At 60.5% G+C, this 18,756-nt stretch carries 20 protein-coding genes; 11 read left to right on the top strand and 9 right to left on the bottom strand.

The annotated features are described in order from the left end of the window. Positions 1-277 precede the first annotated feature (277 nt). The 3 genes from AC1RTP_RS27445 to AC1RTP_RS27435 all read left to right on the top strand — a co-directional run bounded on the left by AC1RTP_RS27445 (position 278) and on the right by AC1RTP_RS27435 (position 3,238). Entirely contained in the window at positions 278-1,648 is a 1,371-nt protein-coding gene (locus AC1RTP_RS27445; RefSeq protein ID WP_498611817.1) for a sensor histidine kinase, read from the top strand. Between the two features lie 77 nt (positions 1,649-1,725). Beyond that, positions 1,726-2,493, top strand: coding sequence for a LytR/AlgR family response regulator transcription factor (locus AC1RTP_RS27440; protein WP_498611816.1), 768 nt, complete (start codon positions 1,726-1,728; stop codon positions 2,491-2,493). Positions 2,494-2,563: 70 nt separating this feature from the next. After that, positions 2,564-3,238, top strand: a complete 675-nt coding sequence (locus AC1RTP_RS27435; RefSeq protein ID WP_498611815.1) for a sensor histidine kinase — start codon at positions 2,564-2,566, stop codon at positions 3,236-3,238. Positions 3,239-3,315: 77 nt separating this feature from the next. On the opposite strand, the gene AC1RTP_RS27430 is transcribed toward AC1RTP_RS27435, so the two are convergent. The 3 genes from AC1RTP_RS27430 to AC1RTP_RS27420 all read right to left on the bottom strand — a co-directional run bounded on the left by AC1RTP_RS27430 (position 3,316) and on the right by AC1RTP_RS27420 (position 5,879). Continuing rightward, the gene (locus tag AC1RTP_RS27430; RefSeq protein WP_498611814.1) at positions 3,316-4,398 is read right to left on the bottom strand and encodes a porin; all 1,083 of its coding nucleotides are present in this window, start codon (positions 4,396-4,398) and stop codon (positions 3,316-3,318) included. A 90-nt stretch (positions 4,399-4,488) separates the two neighbouring features. Beyond that, entirely contained in the window at positions 4,489-4,941 is a 453-nt protein-coding gene (locus AC1RTP_RS27425; RefSeq protein ID WP_498611813.1) for a class I SAM-dependent methyltransferase, read from the bottom strand. After that, entirely contained in the window at positions 4,938-5,879 is a 942-nt protein-coding gene (locus AC1RTP_RS27420) for a CysB family HTH-type transcriptional regulator (protein WP_498611812.1), read from the bottom strand. The genes AC1RTP_RS27425 and AC1RTP_RS27420 overlap by 4 nt, the downstream gene beginning before the upstream one ends. Before the next feature lie 148 nt (positions 5,880-6,027). Between AC1RTP_RS27420 and AC1RTP_RS27415 the strand changes: the two genes are divergently transcribed. Genes AC1RTP_RS27415 through AC1RTP_RS27385 form a run of 7 tightly spaced genes read left to right on the top strand, consistent with a single transcriptional unit; the run spans position 6,028 to position 12,752 of the window. Beyond that, positions 6,028-7,716: a nitrite/sulfite reductase gene (locus tag AC1RTP_RS27415; protein WP_498611811.1), complete on the top strand. Its 1,689-nt coding sequence runs from the start codon at positions 6,028-6,030 to the stop codon at positions 7,714-7,716. Beyond that, entirely contained in the window at positions 7,709-8,293 is a 585-nt protein-coding gene (locus AC1RTP_RS27410; protein WP_498611810.1) for a DUF934 domain-containing protein, read from the top strand. Before AC1RTP_RS27415 ends, AC1RTP_RS27410 begins: the two co-directional genes overlap by 8 nt. A gap of 2 nt (positions 8,294-8,295) precedes the next feature. After that, positions 8,296-9,009, top strand: coding sequence for a phosphoadenylyl-sulfate reductase (locus AC1RTP_RS27405; protein ID WP_498611809.1), 714 nt, complete (start codon positions 8,296-8,298; stop codon positions 9,007-9,009). Then, positions 9,010-9,933: a sulfate adenylyltransferase subunit CysD gene (cysD, locus tag AC1RTP_RS27400; protein ID WP_498611808.1), complete on the top strand. Its 924-nt coding sequence runs from the start codon at positions 9,010-9,012 to the stop codon at positions 9,931-9,933. It begins immediately after the preceding gene. Beyond that, positions 9,933-11,240: a sulfate adenylyltransferase subunit 1 gene (locus AC1RTP_RS27395; protein ID WP_498611807.1), complete on the top strand. Its 1,308-nt coding sequence runs from the start codon at positions 9,933-9,935 to the stop codon at positions 11,238-11,240. The genes cysD and AC1RTP_RS27395 overlap by 1 nt, the downstream gene beginning before the upstream one ends. Positions 11,241-11,266: 26 nt before the next feature. Then, positions 11,267-11,983: a uroporphyrinogen-III C-methyltransferase gene (gene cobA, locus AC1RTP_RS27390; protein WP_498611806.1), complete on the top strand. Its 717-nt coding sequence runs from the start codon at positions 11,267-11,269 to the stop codon at positions 11,981-11,983. A 31-nt stretch (positions 11,984-12,014) separates the two neighbouring features. Next, complete coding sequence (locus tag AC1RTP_RS27385) at positions 12,015-12,752, top strand: hypothetical protein (RefSeq protein WP_498611805.1); 738 nt, start codon at positions 12,015-12,017, stop codon at positions 12,750-12,752. Here AC1RTP_RS27385 and AC1RTP_RS27380 read toward each other — a convergent pair. Genes AC1RTP_RS27380 through lptF form a run of 4 tightly spaced genes read right to left on the bottom strand, consistent with a single transcriptional unit; the run spans position 12,749 to position 16,157 of the window. Then, positions 12,749-13,498, bottom strand: coding sequence for a carbon-nitrogen hydrolase family protein (locus AC1RTP_RS27380; RefSeq protein WP_498611804.1), 750 nt, complete (start codon positions 13,496-13,498; stop codon positions 12,749-12,751). The two genes, AC1RTP_RS27385 and AC1RTP_RS27380, sit on opposite strands and share 4 nt — an antisense overlap. Further along, positions 13,488-13,868 (bottom strand): sirohydrochlorin chelatase, encoded by a 381-nt coding sequence (locus tag AC1RTP_RS27375; RefSeq protein ID WP_498611803.1) that lies wholly within the window; start codon positions 13,866-13,868, stop codon positions 13,488-13,490. Before AC1RTP_RS27375 ends, AC1RTP_RS27380 begins: the two co-directional genes overlap by 11 nt. A gap of 1 nt (position 13,869) precedes the next feature. Continuing rightward, complete coding sequence (lptG, locus tag AC1RTP_RS27370; RefSeq protein WP_498611802.1) at positions 13,870-15,039, bottom strand: LPS export ABC transporter permease LptG; 1,170 nt, start codon at positions 15,037-15,039, stop codon at positions 13,870-13,872. Next, positions 15,036-16,157, bottom strand: a complete 1,122-nt coding sequence (lptF, locus tag AC1RTP_RS27365) for an LPS export ABC transporter permease LptF (protein ID WP_498611801.1) — start codon at positions 16,155-16,157, stop codon at positions 15,036-15,038. Before lptF ends, lptG begins: the two co-directional genes overlap by 4 nt. Positions 16,158-16,199: 42 nt before the next feature. Here lptF and AC1RTP_RS27360 point away from each other — a divergent pair, with 42 nt between their 5' ends. Continuing rightward, positions 16,200-17,696: a leucyl aminopeptidase gene (locus AC1RTP_RS27360; RefSeq protein ID WP_498611800.1), complete on the top strand. Its 1,497-nt coding sequence runs from the start codon at positions 16,200-16,202 to the stop codon at positions 17,694-17,696. 44 nt (positions 17,697-17,740) lie between these two features. Here the strand turns inward: AC1RTP_RS27360 and AC1RTP_RS27355 are convergent, their stop codons facing one another. Beyond that, positions 17,741-18,196 carry a hypothetical protein gene (locus AC1RTP_RS27355; RefSeq protein ID WP_498611799.1) on the bottom strand — a complete coding sequence of 152 codons (456 nt, stop codon included), beginning with the start codon at positions 18,194-18,196 and terminating at the stop codon, positions 17,741-17,743. Between the two features lie 10 nt (positions 18,197-18,206). Then, on the bottom strand, positions 18,207-18,557 hold the full coding sequence (locus tag AC1RTP_RS27350; RefSeq protein WP_498611798.1) for a phiTE_015 family protein: 351 nt from the start codon (positions 18,555-18,557) through the stop codon (positions 18,207-18,209). Positions 18,558-18,756 lie beyond the last annotated feature (199 nt).

Raw genomic sequence — 18,756 nt, 5'->3', positions numbered from 1 at the left:
TTTTTAAAGATCGCTGCGTTTAGCGACAAATCGTTGTGTTTGTCAGCAGCAGAGAAGCGAGATTATGCGGTACAGCGCGCAACTCGTCAACCCCTTCTTTCTCACATCGTTTCGCGCTGTTTGCTGCGTTGCGTTGCGAGGGACAGAACTATAGCAAACGATCCGACTGTCCGCAAGGGCCTTCTTCTATTCCCGTATTTCTGCATTCTGTCGCACACGGCTGGCGACTTTCCCCAAGCTTAACTACACTTGCCCCATATTCAATAGAAAGTGGCGCATGTTTCCAACACCGAAAGCTCAAGACACAGCAAAAACCATCCTGGCCTGGATCCACCGGGCCTTCGATGCGACGACCGGCTGGGTGACGCATTTGTCGTGGTGGAAATTCTTCCTGTTTGCCGCGTTGTCGATGATTGCCGCCTCCATACTTCAGGATGAGCTCTTCTCGCCTTCAAGGGAGGAAGAGATGGTGATTCGCTCACATAAGCGTGCGAAGACCGGCAATGCCGACCCGAACATCACAATTGACGACAGCGGCATCCACTTCAACCCACGCGCAGGCAAAATCAAAAAGCCGGCGGCTGGCGAACAAAATAGTGAAGATGCGGCACAGGAATCCAAAGATGCGGCCGAAGCTGCCGCCGCTGAGGCAGAGGCGCCTGCCCTGCCGGCGGAGCCTGCCGAGCCAGCGCAAGCAGCCCACCCTGCGCCGCCCGCGCCTCCCGCCCCAAAAGCGCCAAAGGCCAAGCCCGCCGCACCAGCAGCTCCTGCCGCGCCAATGCCCGGAGAGGAAGTTCATATTGAACTGCCACCGCAGATCGGCGAAGAATTGTCGAATGCCCTTGAGCAAGCGGTAGATAGCGCAGCCGAAGAGAAAGTCTCGCGCTACCACAAGCAGGCGTCGACCTGGTTCACGAGCTTTATTACCCTTCTCTTGTTGGCGCTTTTCGCGATGAAAGCGCTGGTTGGCGGCAAGAAGAAGGCAGAAGCCGAAGCGCAGGTAGCTAATGCGGCGGCCGAACGCGAATCCATGCAGCGCCAGCTGAGCGAGGCCAAGATGCAGATGATGCAGGCCCAGGTGGAGCCGCACTTCCTGTTCAACACCCTGGCATCTGTTGAGCACCTGATCGAAACCGACCCGCCGCGAGCTTCGGCCATGCAACGCAGCCTGATCAAATACCTGCGCGCCGTGCTGCCGCAGATGCGCGAAAACAAGCTGACCAGCACGCTCGGCAGCGAAGCAGATATGGTAGCGGCTTACCTGGCTCTGTTGAAAATGCGGATGGAAGAGCGCCTGACCGTCGATTTCGACGTGACCGAGGGCCTGCGCACCGCCGCCTTCCCTCCGATGATGCTGCAATCAATGGTGGAGAACGCCATCAAACACGGGCTGGAAGGCAAGCCGGAGGGCGGCTACCTGCGAGTCCGAGCCGAGGTGGCGCACAGCAAGCTGCGTGTGACCGTGTCCGACGATGGCCTGGGTTTTGGCGCCAAGCCAAGCAACGGCACCGGCCTGGGCCTGACCAATATCCGCGAACGCCTGAAACTGCTGCATGGCGATCAGGCTTCGCTGAAAATCGAACCAAACCAGCCAAGCGGCGTGATCGCGATTATCGAGGTGCCATACCAGTTGGCGCGCTCTGAATAAGCGATTGCCATTCGCTGCGATCCATTGAATAATTAATACTTCTCTTTTCATCAACTCATTTCATCACATTTAGCATTATGCCCACAGCAATTATTGCCGACGATGAGCGACTGATGCGCGACCAGCTGCGCATGCGGCTGGAGCAAGTCTGGCCCGAACTGGAAATCCTCGGCGAAGCAAAGAACGGCGAAGAAGCCATTGAACTGGTCAATGAACTAAAGCCAGATTTCACCTTCCTCGATATCCGCATGCCTGGCAAAACGGGCATGGAGGCCGCCGCGGAAATCGGCAACAAGAGCAATGTGGTGTTTGTCACTGCTTACGACGCCTACGCTGTGGAAGCTTTTGAGCGCGGCGCTGTCGACTACGTGCTGAAACCGCCTGAGCCTGAGCGCCTGAAAATCACCGTTGAACGTCTGAAGAGCCGCCTGTCGTCGCCAGCCGCCAGCGCTGCCCAGGGTGCGGACATGGCCGCCATCCTGAGCCAGCTGGCGGAGAAGATCGCTTCGCCAAAGCCGAAGTACCTGCAATGGATCCAGGCCAGCATCGGTTCGGATTTGCGCATGATCCCGGTTGAGGAAATCCTGTTCTTCCGCTCGGACGAAAAATACACCTGCGTGCAGACTGACAAATTCGAAGCCCTGATCCGCAAACCGGTGCGCGACCTGGCCGAGGAACTCGACCCTGCCCTGTTCTGGCAGATCCACCGCGCGACCCTGGTCAACGTGAACGCCATCGAAGGCGTGACGCGCGACATTCGCGGCCGCCACCTGGTGATGATCAAAGGCCGCCCAGACAAGCTGGAAGTCAGCCGCTCCTTCCTCCATCTGTTCAAGCAGATGTGACGCAGATCAAGCCGGCGAACGGCTTGGTGTAATACGGTGTCCTGGTGGTTGCTGCCACCAGGAGGCCGAATTGAAAAATCCCCGCTCACGCGCCCAGGGACGCCGCTCCACCGATTCCGCACTGGCGGACATCCGGGAAGATGAACGCGTCCACATTTCCCGAGAATTGCACGACGACCTGGGCCAGTTACTGGCTACTCTGAGGGTTGAACTCACGCTCCTGAAACAGCTGCCGCCAGGTTCACCCGATGCGGCGGCGCGGCTCGTTAGCATGGATGCGCTGCTGCTCAACGCCATCGGCTCCTTGCGCCGCATCGCAGGCAACCTGCGGCCGCGCGCCCTCGACGAAGGCGGCCTGTATTTCGCTCTGGAGTCGCTACGGCGCGAGTTCGAGAAACGCCACGGCATCAGCTGCCTGCTCGACGCCCGGCCCGATGCGCTGGCGCTCGATGAGCGTTACAGCACGGCGATTTACCGCCTGGTGCAGGAATCGCTGACCAATATCGCCCGCCACGCTGGCGCAGGTACGGCGCAGGTTCGCCTGCGGCGCGACGGACGCAAACTGCACATTCAGATCGAGGATGATGGACGAGGCATCGCCATCGGCGACCTGGCTAAGGCGGACGCCCTTGGCTTGCTGGGAATGCGCGAGCGCGTGGCATCGCTACGCGGCAGCATGGCGGTGGATGGCGGCGCCGGCGGTACGCGCATTGCCATTACAGTTCCCCTGCCCGCCAATTCATAAAAAAACGGCGGGTCCGAAGACCCGCCAAAGATCATGAATCACCTCGAGAGAGTGCTACTGCTTACAACAAAAACTGCTTAGAACGCGTGACGAACGCCCAGGTTGAAGGCTTTGTCGCCCGAACCGGCTTCGGTGTTGTTGCCAACGGTGTAGCCAGCGCCATTCTTGTTCTTGATCTTGGCGATCGCGGTGTACAAGGTGGTGCGCTTGGACATGGCGTACAGGTAGCCGATGGCGTACTGGCGTGCGTCCTGGTTGTTTTGCTTGTCATCTTTGTCGATGTAGGAAGCAACCAGGGTGCCGCCGGCCAGCGGCACGCCTACGCCCAGCAGCCATTCGGCGCTGTCGGCGGAGGACTTAGGGGCCACTTTGTAGCCGTAGGCATTGGCGACTGGCAGAGGTGCGCTGCCTGCGCCTTTGTCTTTTTCGTAGCCGAAGTAGACTTTGGCGACGCCGAAGTCGTAGTTGGCGGCCAGCAGGGTGTTCTTCGCGCGGTCTTTCTTCACGGCTGGGGTGGCGCCCACAGCTGCTACGTCGTTGTTCTTGTTGTTGTGAACCAGGCGCACGTTCAGCGGGCCGTTGGAGTAGTTCACGCCGAAGCCAAACTGGCGGCCGGCATCGTTGTCGCCAGCCTGTTCACCTGCGCCGTACAGTGCATCAACGCTGAAGCCGGAGAATACTGGCGAGTTATAGACGATGGCGTTCGACAGGCGGGTGTTCACGCCGCCGGTAGGGAACAGGTTTTTGGCGGAACCAGCGTAGCCGGCGCCGAATGGGTCAGCAACTTGCGACAGGGCGTTGTACAGCATGGTGTACTGGCGGCCCAGGGTCACCTGGCCCAGGTCCTTGCTCTTCAGGCCAACGAAAGCCTGGCGTTGTGCGAACACGCCGGCGGTGTCTTGCTCGCCGGTGTCGATCTTCACGCCGGATTCGATGGTGAACAGTGCGGACAGGCCGTTGCCCAGGTCTTCCACGCCTTTGAAGCCCAGGCGGGAAGCGGAACCCACACCACTGGTCACCTTAGCGACGTTACCGGTCGCGCCGCCGCGTTCAGCGACGAGGCCTGCGTCAGCGATACCATAGATGGTCACATTCGACTGGGCTTGTGCTTGTGCTGCGAAACCGCCGATGACCAGTGCTGCCAGAGTAAGTTTTTTCACTTGTTGTCCTACGTTGTTGAAGTTGAGGGGAAATGTTTCAAACGCAGCTATATTGCCCCTTAATTACTTCAACAATGTGACAGGAAAAATTTACTTCAAGCGTGCTGTCACCACCCAGTAATATTCGGATCGAAGGACCTTGATTTCGCGCGCGGCGATGCCGATCCGCTTGCGCAGCCAGCTGTCGGACGGGTAGTTTTTCATGACTTCGAAGCGGTTTCCGTCGCCATCTTTCTGGAACTCGTAGGTATTTCCGTGCTGGTCGGTGCGCGCGACCGGGAAGCTTTCGCCGTCCACATAGTCTTCACCCATCAGCACCAGCAGCACGTCCTTGCCTACCTTCTCACGCAATTGTTTCAGGAACTTATCCTGCTTTTCACGCCCAAGCTGGGCCCACAGGAATTCAGCGTAGACGGCCGTATATTCGCCCGGCTCGACTTCCAGGCTGTCCAGGTCAAGGTTTTCCAGCTGCAGGACTTCGTGGTCGTCCAGCAGTTCTTCGACGTGCTCGCGCACTTCTTGCAGTTCTTCTTCGTTAATCACAGTTCGTAGTTCTCATGTTCGCCCTTCATCGCCTGTTCGATCAGCTTGCGGTTCAACGTCGGCGCCAGCAGCTCGATGAAGGTATATATATAGGATCGCAGGTAAGCGCCCTGCTTGACGGCCACGCGCGACACATTCATGCCGAACAGGTAGCCGGCGGGGATGGCGCGCAGGTTGCGGTCACGTTCAGGATCGAAAGCCATGCCGGCGATGATGCCGACGCCCATGCCCAGTTCGACGTAGGTCTTGATCACGTCCGCGTCGATCGCTTCCAGCAGCACGTCCGGCTTCAGGCCCCGCTTTTCGAAGGCCTGGTCGATGCGCGAGCGGCCAGCGAAGGCGGCATCATACGTGATGATGTGGTACTCGGCCACTTCTTCCAGGGTGACGGACTTGATCTTCAGGAGCGGATGGTCGGGCGGCACCACCACCACGTGCTCCCATTGGTAGCACGGCAGGGTAATCAGACCGTCGACGGCGGCGATCGATTCGGTGGCGATGGCCAGGTCGGCCTGGTCACGCTGCACCATCTCGGCGATCTGCTTCGGATTGCCTTGCAATAAAGACAAGCGAACCTTCGGGTATTTCTGCATGAAGGCCTGCACCACCTTCGGCAGCGTATAGCGCGCCTGGGTGTGCGTGGTGGCGATGGTGAAGCTGCCCGAATCCTGGGCGGCGTATTCCTTGCCGATCCGTTTCAGGCTATCAATTTCCTGCATGATCAATTCGACCGAGGACAAAACCAGCCGTCCCGGCTCGGTCAGGCCGCGAATGCGCTTACCATGCCTTGTAAATATATCAACACCCAACTCCTCTTCCAGCTCAATGATTGCCTTGGAAACGCCCGGCTGGGATGTAAACAGGGCCTTGGCGGCATCGGTCAGGTTGTAGTTCTGGCGTACGGCTTCGCGCACGAATCGCAGTTGGTGAAGGTTCATTCTCGCTCTCGTTGGACTCCCCAGCGCGTATTTTACGCTGATGCTTATGCCTTATCAGCATATAAGCAAATAAAGACTATGTTGTTTGGAATAAGCCCCCAGTTTATTACCATTGATTCCACTTTGGGCATGCCTTACTGGGAAAGCTATGTATCAATACGATCAATACGACCACCTCATCATCCGCGAACGCATCGAGCAGTATCGCGACCAGGTTCAACGCCGCCTGAACGATGAGTTGACCGAGGCCGAATTCCTGCCATTGCGTTTGCAGAACGGTCTTTATATGCAGCGTCACGCTTATATGCTGCGTATCGCTGTGCCTTACGGCCTGCTTAGCTCCAAGCAAATGCGCATGTTCGCGCACATCGCCCGCAAATATGACCGCGGCTATGGCCACTTCACCACCCGTCAGAACATCCAGTTCAACTGGATCAAGCTGGAAGAGACGCCGGAAATCCTGAGCGACCTGGCTTCGGTGGAAATGCACGCTATCCAGACTTCGGGTAACTGCATCCGCAACGTGACCTCCGACGAATTCGCCGGCGTGGCCGCTGACGAAATCATCGATCCGCGCCCGTACGCCGAAGTGCTGCGCCAGTGGTCGACCTTCCACCCCGAGTTCATCGCCCTGCCGCGTAAATTCAAAGTGGCGATCAACGGCGCCGTGGAAGACCGTGCCGCCATCGCCGTGCACGACATCGGCCTGACCGTGGTCAAGAACGAAGCCGGTGAAATCGGCTTCAAGGTAATGGTCGGCGGCGGCATGGGCCGTACCCCGATCCTGGGCAGCGTGATCCGCGAGTTCCTGCCGCGCGAACACCTGCTGACCTATACCGAAGCGATCATGCGCGTGTATAACCTGCACGGCCGCCGCGACAACAAGTACAAGGCCCGCATCAAGATCCTGCTGAAGGCCCTGGGCGTGGAAGAATTCGCCCGCCAGGTGGAAGTCGAGTGGGAAGACCTGAAAGGCACCGAGCAGACCCTGACCCTGGAAGAGATGGAGCGCATCATCGCCTACTTCCAGCCGCACGATTACAAGGCGCTGCCTGCGTATGACGCTGCCGCCGCACGCAATGAGAAGCCGTTCCAGAACTGGCTGAAGCGCAACGTGAAGCCGCACAAGCAGCAGGGCTACGCCGCCGTTGTGCTGTCGCTGAAGAAAACCGGCGTGCCGCCGGGCGATGCGACCGCCGAACAGATGGATTACATGGCCGACCTGGCAGACCGTTACAGCTTCGGCGAACTGCGCGTGACCCACGAGCAGAACATCGTGCTGGCCGACGTTGAGCAGTCCCAGTTGTACGCCCTGTGGCAGGAGATCAAGGCACACGGCCTGGCCACGCCGAATATCGGCCTGCTGACCGACATTATCTGCTGCCCTGGCGGCGACTTCTGCTCGCTGGCGAATGCCAAGTCGATCCCGATCGCCCAGGCGATTGCCGAGCGTTTCGACCACATCGACTTCCTGCACGATATCGGCGATTTCGAATTGAATATCTCGGGCTGCATCAACGCCTGCGGCCACCACCACGTTGGTAATATCGGCGTGCTGGGTGTCGATAAGGACGGCAGCGAATGGTATCAAGTGTCGATCGGCGGCGCACAGGGTAATAACTCTGCCATCGGCAAGATCATCGGCCCGTCATTCTCCGCACAGCAGATGCCGGAAGTGATCGACCGCCTGCTGCAAGTGTATGTACGCGAGCGTACCCCGGAAGAGCGCTTCGTGGATACCGCGCAGCGCCTGGGCATCGCCCCGTTCAAGGAATTTGTATACGCCACGCCGATTGAAACCGCTGGCCGCCTGGTAGGAGAAGACGAATATGCCTAAGCAAATCATCAAGGGCCGCGAAATCGTGGCCAACGACTGGACCCTGCTGCGCGCACCGGAAGCCGCTGAAGGCAGTGCGGCCGAAGGCCGTACGGCTGAAGACGCGGCAACCGCTACGGAAGCCCTGACCGTGCCCGCCGGCCGCGTGATCGTGCCGCTGGCAACCTGGCTGGCCCAGCGCGATGCGCTCGCAAGCCGCGCCGCAGCCGGTGAAATCGGCGTGTGGATCGCTCCGCATGAAGACCCACTCGCCCTGCGCGAAGACCTGCCGCGCCTGGCGCTGGTGGCCGTCGACTTCCCGAAATTCACAGATGGCCGCGGCTATTCCCACGCCTGGAACCTGCGTTCCCGCCTGGGCTGGACCGGCGAACTGCGCGCCATCGGCGACGTGCTGCGCGACCAGCTGTTCTCCATGCAGCGCGTGGGCTTCGACGCCTACGACACCCGTCCGGACCGCAGCATCGAAGACGCGCTGAAAGGCCTGACCGTGTTCAGCGAGACTTATCAGGCGTCGGTCGACCAGCGCGTGCCGCTGTTCCGCCGCCACGCACGTCCAACGCCAGCCGCCGGAGCCTGATCATGAGCGAGCTTGCAACCCGCGTGCGGGATACGCTCGCCACGCTCGAACGCGTCGCAGAAGAGTTCTCGCCTGCCGTTTTCGCCTCCAGCCTGGCTGCCGAAGACATGGTGCTGACGGACCTGATCCTGAAGGCCGGCCTGCCAATCGGTATCTTCTCGCTCGAAACCGGCCGCCTGCATAAGGAAACCCTGGGCATGGTGGAGCGCGTGCAAGAGCGTTACGGCTACGAGATCGCGCTGTATCGCCCGGTGCAAGCCGACATCGACGCATACGTGGAGAAGAAAGGCTTGAACGCCTTCTACGACAGCGTTGACCTGCGCAAGGAGTGCTGCCAGATCCGCAAAGTTGAACCCCTGGGCCGCGCCCTGAACGGCAAAAAGTCCTGGGTAACCGGCCAGCGTCGCGCCCAATCTGCAACCCGCTCCGACCTGTCCGTGCAGGAGTATGATGGTTCGCACAGTATGGAAAAGTTCAACCCCCTGGCCGATTGGTCGGAGCAGGAAGTGTGGGACTACATCCGCGCCAACGACGTGCCCTATAACGCGCTGCACGACCAGGGTTATCCGTCGATCGGCTGCGAGCCCTGCACCCGCGCCATCCAGCCAGGCGAGGACGTACGCGCCGGCCGCTGGTGGTGGGAAAACCCGGACTCCAAGGAATGCGGCCTGCACCTGGTAGACGGCAAACTGATTCGTATTAAGAAAGCTAGCTAAATGAATGCACTGGTAGAACAACACGTCAATTCGCGCCACTTGGACGCGCTGGAGTCGGAAGCCATCCACATCCTGCGCGAAGTCGCCGCCGAATGCTCGAACCCTGCCCTGCTGTTCAGCGGCGGCAAGGACTCCGTGGTGCTGCTGCGACTTGCGGAGAAGGCTTTCCGCCCAGGGAAATTCCCCTTCCCACTGGTGCACATCGACACCGGCCATAACTTCTCGGAAGTAATCGAGTTCCGCGACCGCCGCGTGGCCGAACTGGGCGAACGCCTGATCGTCGGCTCCGTTGAAGACTCGATCAAGAAGGGCACCGTGCGCCTGCGTAACCCGGCCACCGATTCGCGCAATGCCGCGCAAGCCGTAACGCTGCTGGAAACCATCGCCGAACACGGCTTCGACGCGTGCATCGGCGGCGCGCGCCGCGACGAGGAAAAAGCCCGCGCCAAGGAGCGCATCTTCTCCTTCCGCGATGAATTCGGCCAATGGGACCCGAAAGCCCAGCGCCCGGAACTGTGGGATCTGTATAACACCCGCGTCCACCCAGGCGAAAACATGCGCGTGTTCCCGATCTCGAACTGGACCGAGCTGGATGTGTGGCAGTACATCGCCCGCGAAAAACTGGCCCTGCCGTCGATCTACTTTGCGCACGAGCGCCAGGTGATCCCGCGCAACGGCCTGCTGGTGCCGCTGACCGACCTGACCCCGGCCCGCGAAGGCGAGAGCATCGAAACCCAGGTTGTGCGCTTCCGCACCGTGGGCGATATCTCCTGCACCTGCCCTGTGTCTTCCGACGCTGCCGACGTTGACGCGATCATCGCCGAAACCGCAGTGACCCAGATCACCGAGCGCGGCGCCACCCGGATGGACGACCAGACCTCCGAAGCCTCCATGGAAAAACGCAAGAAGCAAGGATACTTCTGATGAACGCACTGAACGAAAACCTGAACGAACGCAATCTGCTGCGCTTCATCACCGCCGGTTCCGTCGACGACGGCAAGAGCACCCTGATCGGCCGCCTGCTGTTCGACAGCAAGGGCATCTTCGCCGACCAGCTGGCAGCGGTGTCGCGCGCCAAGCATAAGCGCACCGTGGGCGACACCATCGACCTGTCCCTGCTGACAGACGGCCTGGAAGCCGAACGCGAACAAGGCATTACCATCGACGTGGCTTACCGCTACTTCGCTACCCCTAAGCGCAAGTTCATCATCGCCGACACCCCGGGCCACGAACAGTACACCCGCAATATGGTGACTGGCGCCTCCACCGCAGATGCCGTGATCATCCTGGTCGACGTGTCGAAAGTGAAGCTGCGCGAAGACGGCGGCGTCGACCTGCTGATCCAGACCAAGCGCCACTCCACCATCGCCCACCTGCTGCAGATCGAGCACGTGGTGGTGGCCGTGAACAAGATGGACCTGGTGAATTACGACCAGGACGTGTACGACCGCATCGTCAAGGCGTACGGCGAATTCGCGGCCACCCTGGGCATCAAGGACGTGAAGACCATTCCCCTGTCCGCGCTGGCGGGCGACAACGTGGTCGAACAGTCCGACAAGATGCCTTGGTACCAGGGTCCTACCCTGATCGACCTGCTGGAAGACCTGTCGGTGTACGACGAGTCGCACAATTCGGCCTTCCGCTTCCCTGTGCAGCTGGTGGCGCGCCACAACGGCCATGAAGCCAACGACTTCCGCGGCTATATGGGCCGTATCGAAGCGGGCAACGTGTCTGTGGGCGATAAGCTGGTGGTGCAGCCTTCCGGCCAGACCGCCACGGTTAAGGAAATCGTCACTTTCGACGGTTCCCTGCAGAGCGCCAGCGCCGGCCAGTCCGTGACCATCGTGCTGGAAGAGTATGTGGACGTTTCGCGCGGCGACCTGCTGGCTTCCAGCTTGCAGCCGGCTTCCCTGCTCAAACAAGTGAACGCCGACGTATGCTGGCTGTCCGAAGAGCCGCTCGACCTGCGCCGCAAGTACTGGATCAAGCATGGCACCAAGCAGACTGCTGCAAAAGTGACCAAAATCGATTCCATCCTTGACATCAACACTCAGCAACGGCACGATGCGGATGCGTTGAAGCTGAACGACGTGGCGCGCATTGCGCTGAACGTGCAGCAAGCATTGGCGGCCGATGCCTATTCGGACATCCGCGCCACCGGCGCCTTTATCCTGATCGATGAAGTCACGCACCAGACTGTAGCCGCAGGCATGATCCGCCTCGGCGAGTAAGCTTCGCCTAGAAAGGAAACCTGCGCATGCCATACGGGAAAGTGTATTTGATTGGAGCTGGACCGGGGGCGCAGGACCTGATCACCATGCGCGGCGCACGGCTGCTGGCGCAAGCCGAAGTGGTGCTGTACGACGCGCTGGTGACGGAAGAAATGCTGGAACTCTGTCCGCAGGCGGAGAAAATCTCGGTCGGCAAACGCGCCGGCCAGCGCTCTGCCGAGCAGGGCCACATCAACCAGCAATTGGTCGATTACGCCGCGCGTCATGGCATGGTAGTGCGCCTCAAGGGCGGCGATCCTATGCTGTTCGGCCGCGCCGACGAGGAATTGACGGCGCTCGAGCTGCATGGCATCGAAGTCGAAATCGTTCCCGGCATTACTACCGCAGTTGCCGCCGCCGCGGCGACCCAGCAGCCACTGACCAAACGCGGCGTGGCGCGCAGCGTGGCGTTCTTTACTTCGTCTACTGCGCCGGGGCATCCGGAAGAGCTGACAATTCCTTCGACCGACACGCTGGTCCAGTATATGGGTGGGCGTGAGGCTATCGCTACGGCGAATAACCTGCTGTCGCAGGGCCGCTCGCCGGATACGCCGGTGGTCGTGATTGAGAATGTCAGCCGCCCGGACCAGCGTATTGAGCGTATTACGCTTGCTGAGCTGTCGCACGGGTTGCCATCTGCTCATGGGCCGGTGCTGGTCATGCTGGGCAAGGCAATGGCGCCCCGATCGCTGCAAAAACGGTAAAATACCGTCCTCTTGCAATGAGAGGTAAAAGATGAGCCAAGCCCACGAAGTCCTGGAGCGCGCACGCAATGCGCGCCTGGCAGGCAAATACGAAGACGCCCTGCGCGACCACCTGTGGTTCCACGAGCACGCGCTCGAAGAAGACCCAACACTGGCCGGCGTCCGCCTGTCCTTCGCCCTGCGCGACTGGATCTACCTCGCCGAACAATTCCCGCTGGCGCGCCGCGCCCTGCAAGCGATCCGCGACCGCGATGCCCAACGCATCCTGAACGGCGGCGCCACCCTGGCCCGCTTCCACGACGTGAGCGCCATCAACAGCGCGCTCGGCGAAGACCGCGCGACCTATGAACTGTTTTCCCAACTGGACACCCAGTTGCCGGAACTTGCCAAAGATTGCGCCGACCTGGCCCTGCCGGCCCTGGTGGCGGTGGAAGACTTTCCGATGGCGCGCCGCTACTTGCCAGATCCGGTAGCCCGCATCGCGACCCTGGCAAAGCGCGTCAACGATTTCGCCAAAGACCTGGCAAAGCGCGGCAACACTTCGTCTGCCCCGCAGCTGCTGGCCTTCGTCCTGAACTACACCAAGGAAGTACGCCTGATCGTGGAAGTGTTCCGCCGCCTGGGCGAAGATGAAGAAGTAGCCAAAACCAGCGCCGCCGCACTCGACTCCCTGAAATCGGAAGCCCTGCGCGACGCGGTGCAGCGCGAGTTCGACAATCCAGGCAGCACCATCGCCGCTATGGTTTCCCACGCCAAGGCCGGCGCTTAAGCCGCGGCCACCACCCGTCCCTGCCAGCCGCCAGCCGTGCGGCTGGCCAGCACCAGGCATTCGCCTGGACCGCCTTCCACCACCAGCCTCCCGCGCTCATCCCAGAGCGCACTGTGGCCGGCCGATTGCCAGCCGCCGGTTGGCCCGCCATGATTGGACATCAGCACCGGCATCGCGTGCTGTTCCGCATAACCCCGCAGGATTTCACTGTCCTTGGCATATCCTCCAGGCGACACCAGCACGCTGGCGGCATATAGCTTTGTCCCCGCCTGTGCCGCAGCCTGCGCATGACTGGCGTGAGTGAAGTCGGCGCATACCGCCAGCGACACCGGTGCGCCCTCGATATCAAGCGCCTCGCCGCCATGGCCGGGAGTGAATACGGCATCTTCGCCATCATGCAGGTGCTGCTTGGTGTATTCGGCCACGCTGCCGTCCGGAAGGAAGGATATGGCGCCGATGTGCAGCACGCCGTCGATGCACAGCGGCGCGCCAATCACGATGATCATGCCACTGCTTCGCGCCAGTTCGGCCAGCGGTGCAAGGCGTGCATCGTCGCCGCGCATGGCCGTCGCCGCAGCAACATCGGGCTCGTAACCGGTCAGGGAAAGTTCAGGGAAGAGCGCCAGCCGCGCGCCGAGCGACGCAGCCTGCCGGGCAAGCGCCAGGTGGCGCGTGAGATTGGCGGCGATATCGCCTTTGATGGAAGCGGACTGGATCGCCGCGACGATCGGGAATTCAGGCGCCATCGGCCACCGATTTCAGGCAGTAGTCCGTCATCGCCTGCAGCACGGTGGGGTCTTCGCCCACCGCTCCGACGGTATGGATTTTCACGCCAGGATGCGCCAGGCGCATTTCGTCCAGGATCAAAGGAAGGTCGCGCAGCACATGACCGCCCTGTCCCAGGAATACCGGCACCACCGTCACATCATCGCAGCCCTGCGCGGCGAGCGATGCCACCTGGTCTTGCAGGCGCGGCGACATCAGCTCTAGGAAGGCCAGCGACACATCGAGCTCCGGAGCGCGCGCGGCAGTCATATCGCGCAGGCGCTCGAACGGTTCCGCCCAACTGGCGGAACGGGCGCCATGCGCAAACAGGACCAGCGCATGGCGGCCCATGCTAGTGCCGCTCCACCCAGTAAAGGGCGCCAATTGCAAGCAGCAGGTAAAGCAGGCTTGGCATCACCGCCGTCACGAAGGCCGGCAGCGCGGACAACAAACCGATATGTGAGAACAGCGTATTCACCAGCAGGAAGCTAACGCCGATCATGATGCCGATGAATATCTTCAAGCTCACGCCGCCGGCGCGCGTGTGCAGGTAGGCGAAAGGCAGCGCAAGCGCCATCAGCACGAAGATCGCCAGCGGGTCGATCAGTTTTTTCCAGAATGCGATCTTGAAGCGCTCCGTGCCCTGCTTGTTTTCCTGCAGGTGGCGGGTGTAGACCACCAGCTCGCTGGCCGACATGCGCTCGGGATCGGAGGCCGCCACCGACAGGATTTTCGGCGTGATTTCCGAGATCAGCTCCTTGGTGGGCGATTTCTTGACCTCCACCATACTGGTCGCCTGGGCGAAGTTGTTCGCCAGGTTGGCCTGCGCTCCCTCCTCCGCCAACGCCGGATTGCTGAAAATGTTCTCGGTGACTTCGTTCAGCTTCCAGGTATTGTTGCCCTGGAAGTTGGCCGTTTTCGCCAGCGTCAGGGAACGCAGGCGGAAGCTGGTATCGAAGTCATACAGCTTGACGTCGACCAGTTGGCCGTCCGCGCGCACTTCGCGCACATTGAAGAAACGCGTACCCGTCACATCGCCGGTCATGCCTGCGCTCTTGACGATATCCTTGGTCCACATGCCCGAGCGGAACTCGGACGAAACCGTGGTGCCGCGACCGGTCAGCCGGATCTTTTCCGACAGTTGCGCCAAGCGCGGCGTGATCACTTCACCGAAGATGAAGGCCACCACGACCAGCACCACGCCGACCTTGCCGACCATGATCGCCGCCATACGGGTCGACATGGACGAAGCGCGCATGATGGTGAATTCGGAAGTCGAGGCAAACTGCGCCATCGTATAAATGGTGCCGATCAGCGATGCCACGGGCAGGACCTCGGTCAGGTGCTGCGGGATCATGGTCAGCACATACAGCGCGGCATGCTCCATGCCGTAGCCATTCTTGCCGACTGCAGGCAGCTCACCGGTCAGGTCCATGAAAGCCTGCAAGCCTAGCAGCGCGGCCAGCGCAAAGGCAACCGCCTGCAGGATGGAGACGAAGAAGTAACGTTGGAGGATGCTCATTTACGGGAGGCTCCGCGCTTGAAGGCCGCCCACAGGGCGCGCGGGTGATAACGGTGGTTCACGTTAAGGCGCCAGGCAAACATCGACAGCACGACCAGGGCGGCAACCAGGTGCAGCGGCCACCAGCCCATGGCAAAAGTCATCTTGCCCTGCTTGATGCTGCCCTCAAAGACCTTGGTCAGGTTGTTATAAGTGAAGAAGACCAGCACCGCGATAATCAGGTTGATCGCACTGCCCGCGCGAGGGTTGGCAAAGCCCAGGGGGATCGCCACCAGGATCAGCAGCAGGCAGGTAATCGGCAGTGCTATGCGCCACATCAGCTCCGCTCGCGCGAAATTATTGCCCCAGTCGGAAACCAGCGCAGGGGTCGTCATGGCGTTGGCATCCTTTGCGTTTCCAACCTCGGACGATTGCTGCGTCACGCGCATGCTGTAGCGCTCGAACTCCATGCTCTGGAAATCGGCGTCGCCCGGCTTGCCCTGGTAGCGGCGGCCGCTCTTCAGCACCAGGAATTTATCCCCGGTCGGCATTTCCTCCACCACGCCCTCGGAGGCCACGATCACCGAAGTGCCTTTGGCATCGACCTGGTTGACGAAAACATTGCGCACAACGGCGCTGCTGCCCGAGACGCCCTCCACAAAGAAGATGCGATTGGCCGAAGACGATTCCTTGAACTGGCCCGGCGACACCTTCTGCAGGTCTTCGCGTTTGGCGAAGCGCTCCACGTATTCATTGGTTTTGCCGCGCGCCCAAGGCGTTACGTAAAAACTAAGCAGCGCCGTCAGGAGGACGATCGGCAGGCCAAACGTCAGCACCGGCCGCACGAAGCGGGTCAGGCTCAGCCCCGATGCGAACCACACCACCATCTCGGAGTCCTTGTAGGTACGGGTGATCACCATCAGAACTGAAATAAAACTGGTGAAAACGAGGACAGTTGGCAGATAATTCAACGCTGCGAACGCTAATAGCGCGATGACATCGCTGGACGCGACCTTGCCACCCGCGGCGCGGCCGAGGATGGTGACCAAGGTCCACGTCAGGAGGATTGAGAACATCACCGTAAAGGTGGCCCCGGCAGAGCTGAGAAGCTCGCGGCGGAGGGCGCGATGGAAAATCATTCGACGTTTATAATTCGTTCTACAAAATTAAGGAGAATCCAAATGGACTTTAGCATAAAAGCACTCGACGCCAAGAACACCATCGCCAGCGCCAAAAGCGGTTGCGTGGTAGCCGGCGTCTTCGAAAACAAAAAACTCTCGAAAGCGGCTAAAGCCCTCGACAGCGCCGGTGAAATCACCGCTGCGCTGAAATCCGGCGACATCACCGGCAAGGCCGGCTCCACCCTGCTGTTGCGCGGACTGAAAGGCGCCGCAGCCGAGCGCGTGCTGCTGGTTGGCCTGGGCGCCGACGAATCCGTTTCCGAAAAAGCCATCGGCTCCGCCATCAATGCCGCCATCAAGGCACTGGGCACCGTGGCTTCGACGGACGCTATTATCGCATTGCCACTGGAAGAAGTGAAAGGCCGCGACGCCAACTGGGCGATCCGCGCCGTGGTGCTGGCAGGCCGTGACGCCGTGTACCGTACCGACGCACAGAAATCCAAGAAAGACCCGGCATGGGGCGGCCCGAAGAAGCTGGCCCTGGCCGTGGCAAACAATGCTGCTACCAAGCTGGCCCTATCGCAAGCCGTGGCTACCGCCAACGGCATGGAGCTGACCAAGGACCTGGGCAACCTGTCCGCCAACGTCTGCACCCCAACCTACCTGGCCAACGTGGCCAAGAAGCTGGGCAAGGACTTCGGCTTTGAAGTGGAAATCCTGGACCGCAAGCAGATGGAAGCCCTGAAGATGGGCTCCTTCCTGTCCGTGACCAACGGTTCCGAACAAGCTCCTAAGTTCATCGTCCTGAAGCACAAGGGCGGCAAGACCAAGGATGCACCGACCGTCCTGGTCGGCAAAGGCATCACCTTTGACACCGGCGGCATCTCGATCAAGGCTGGTCCCGGCATGGACGAGATGAAATACGATATGTGCGGCGCCGGCTCCGTGCTGGGCACCTTCCGCGCTATCGGCGAAATGGGCCTGAAGTCCAACGTCATCGGTATCGTAGCCGCTTGCGAAAACATGCCTTCCGGCCGCGCCACCAAGCCGGGCGACATCGTCACTTCGATGAACGGCCTGACCATCGAAATCCTGAACACCGACGCCGAAGGCCGCCTGATCCTGTGCGACGCGCTGACCTACGCTGAGCGCTTCAACCCTGCCGCCGTGATCGACGTGGCGACCCTGACCGGCGCCTGCATCGTCGCCCTGGGCCACCATAACAGCGGCCTGTTCGCGCGCGACGACGACGCCGGCAATGCACTGATCGACGCCCTGATGGCATCGGGCAAAGCCACCGGCGACACCGCTTGGCGCCTGCCGATCGGCGAGCAATACAACGACCAGCTGAAGTCCAACTTCGCAGACCTGGCCAATATCGGCTCGCCAGGCGGCGCATCCTGCACCGCAGCAGCCTTCCTGGAAAACTTCACCCGCAAGTATCCATGGGCCCACGTCGATATCGCCGGCACCGCATGGAAATCGGGCGCAGCGAAAGGCGCCACCGGCCGCCCAGTGCCAATGCTGACCAACTTCCTGATCGGCCGCGCAGGCTGAGAAGTGAGATGACGAAAAAAAGCCGGGGCAACCCGGCTTTTTTTTTAATATACCGACGTTGAAGCCGGCTGCTGGAGCGGTGCGCCGCGCGCTGCGGCTCCCTCCCCTCGCTGCAGGATCACCGTCAGCGTGGACGGCAAATCAAAGCCGGCGCCAGTCTGCTTGTCGACAATCTGGCCGGCCCCGAGGGTAAAGATGATATTGCCCCACTTGGAGGCGTTCTGGCGCGCTTCGATCTGGTCATAAGCCCAGACGTCTTCGCGGCGGCAATCGACAACCAGGGGCTGGGTGCTCTTGTGCACCATCACCCGTCCGGGCGAGGTGACAAACCAGCGTCCCCTGTCGTTCGACAAGACGCAGCCGATGCCCGACACTTGCTGGTGGTCGAGCACCGTCTGCACCAGGACAGACTGTTCGGTCGAGTCCATGATGGTCGCGCAAGCGCCCAATGCCGCTGCGCACAACGCAGCGAGCGCTACTCGACTCAGCCTGGATGGCATACCGCCGGGCTCAGTCAGCCGTCGACTGGGCTTTTTTCTGCTTGAGGCCCTGGATGACGTGCATGATGTCATCCATGCTGTTCGCCCCGATGCCCTGGAAGGCGTCGAGAACTTCGTTCAGGACTTCATTACGCACTTCGGCGTCAGCAGCAACGATGCCTTGCGGCCGCTGGGCGGCAGCACGTGCGCTCGCTTCCTTGGCGGACTTGCGGCCGCTAGGCGATTTGCCATGCTCCAGCGCCGCTTGCCATATCAGCCAGCGACGTTGGGTTTCATAGACCAGGTATTCTTCTGGCTTGTCTTCGCGCCGACGAACGATTTGGCCGTCCTTCTGCGCCCATGCTTCGAATGCAGATCGCATGTTATTCCTTTAGTGTGCAGTGCTCTGTTAAATCGGAATTAGTTTCCGCATATTACCACTTATTAATGCAAGACAATATTCGTTTCGTTGCATATAAGCAAAAATACCCAGCTCAGTGGAAACAACTTCGATACCAACCTTTTAAGTATATTGACATTTACGGTTGTTGTTAGCGTAATTTTAGTACCAATGTGATAAC

Source organism: Pseudoduganella sp. GW821-FHT11H04 (assembly GCF_058807935.1).
The sequence above is the reverse complement of the archived record's forward strand: the minus strand, read 5'-3'. Positions and strand labels throughout refer to the sequence as shown.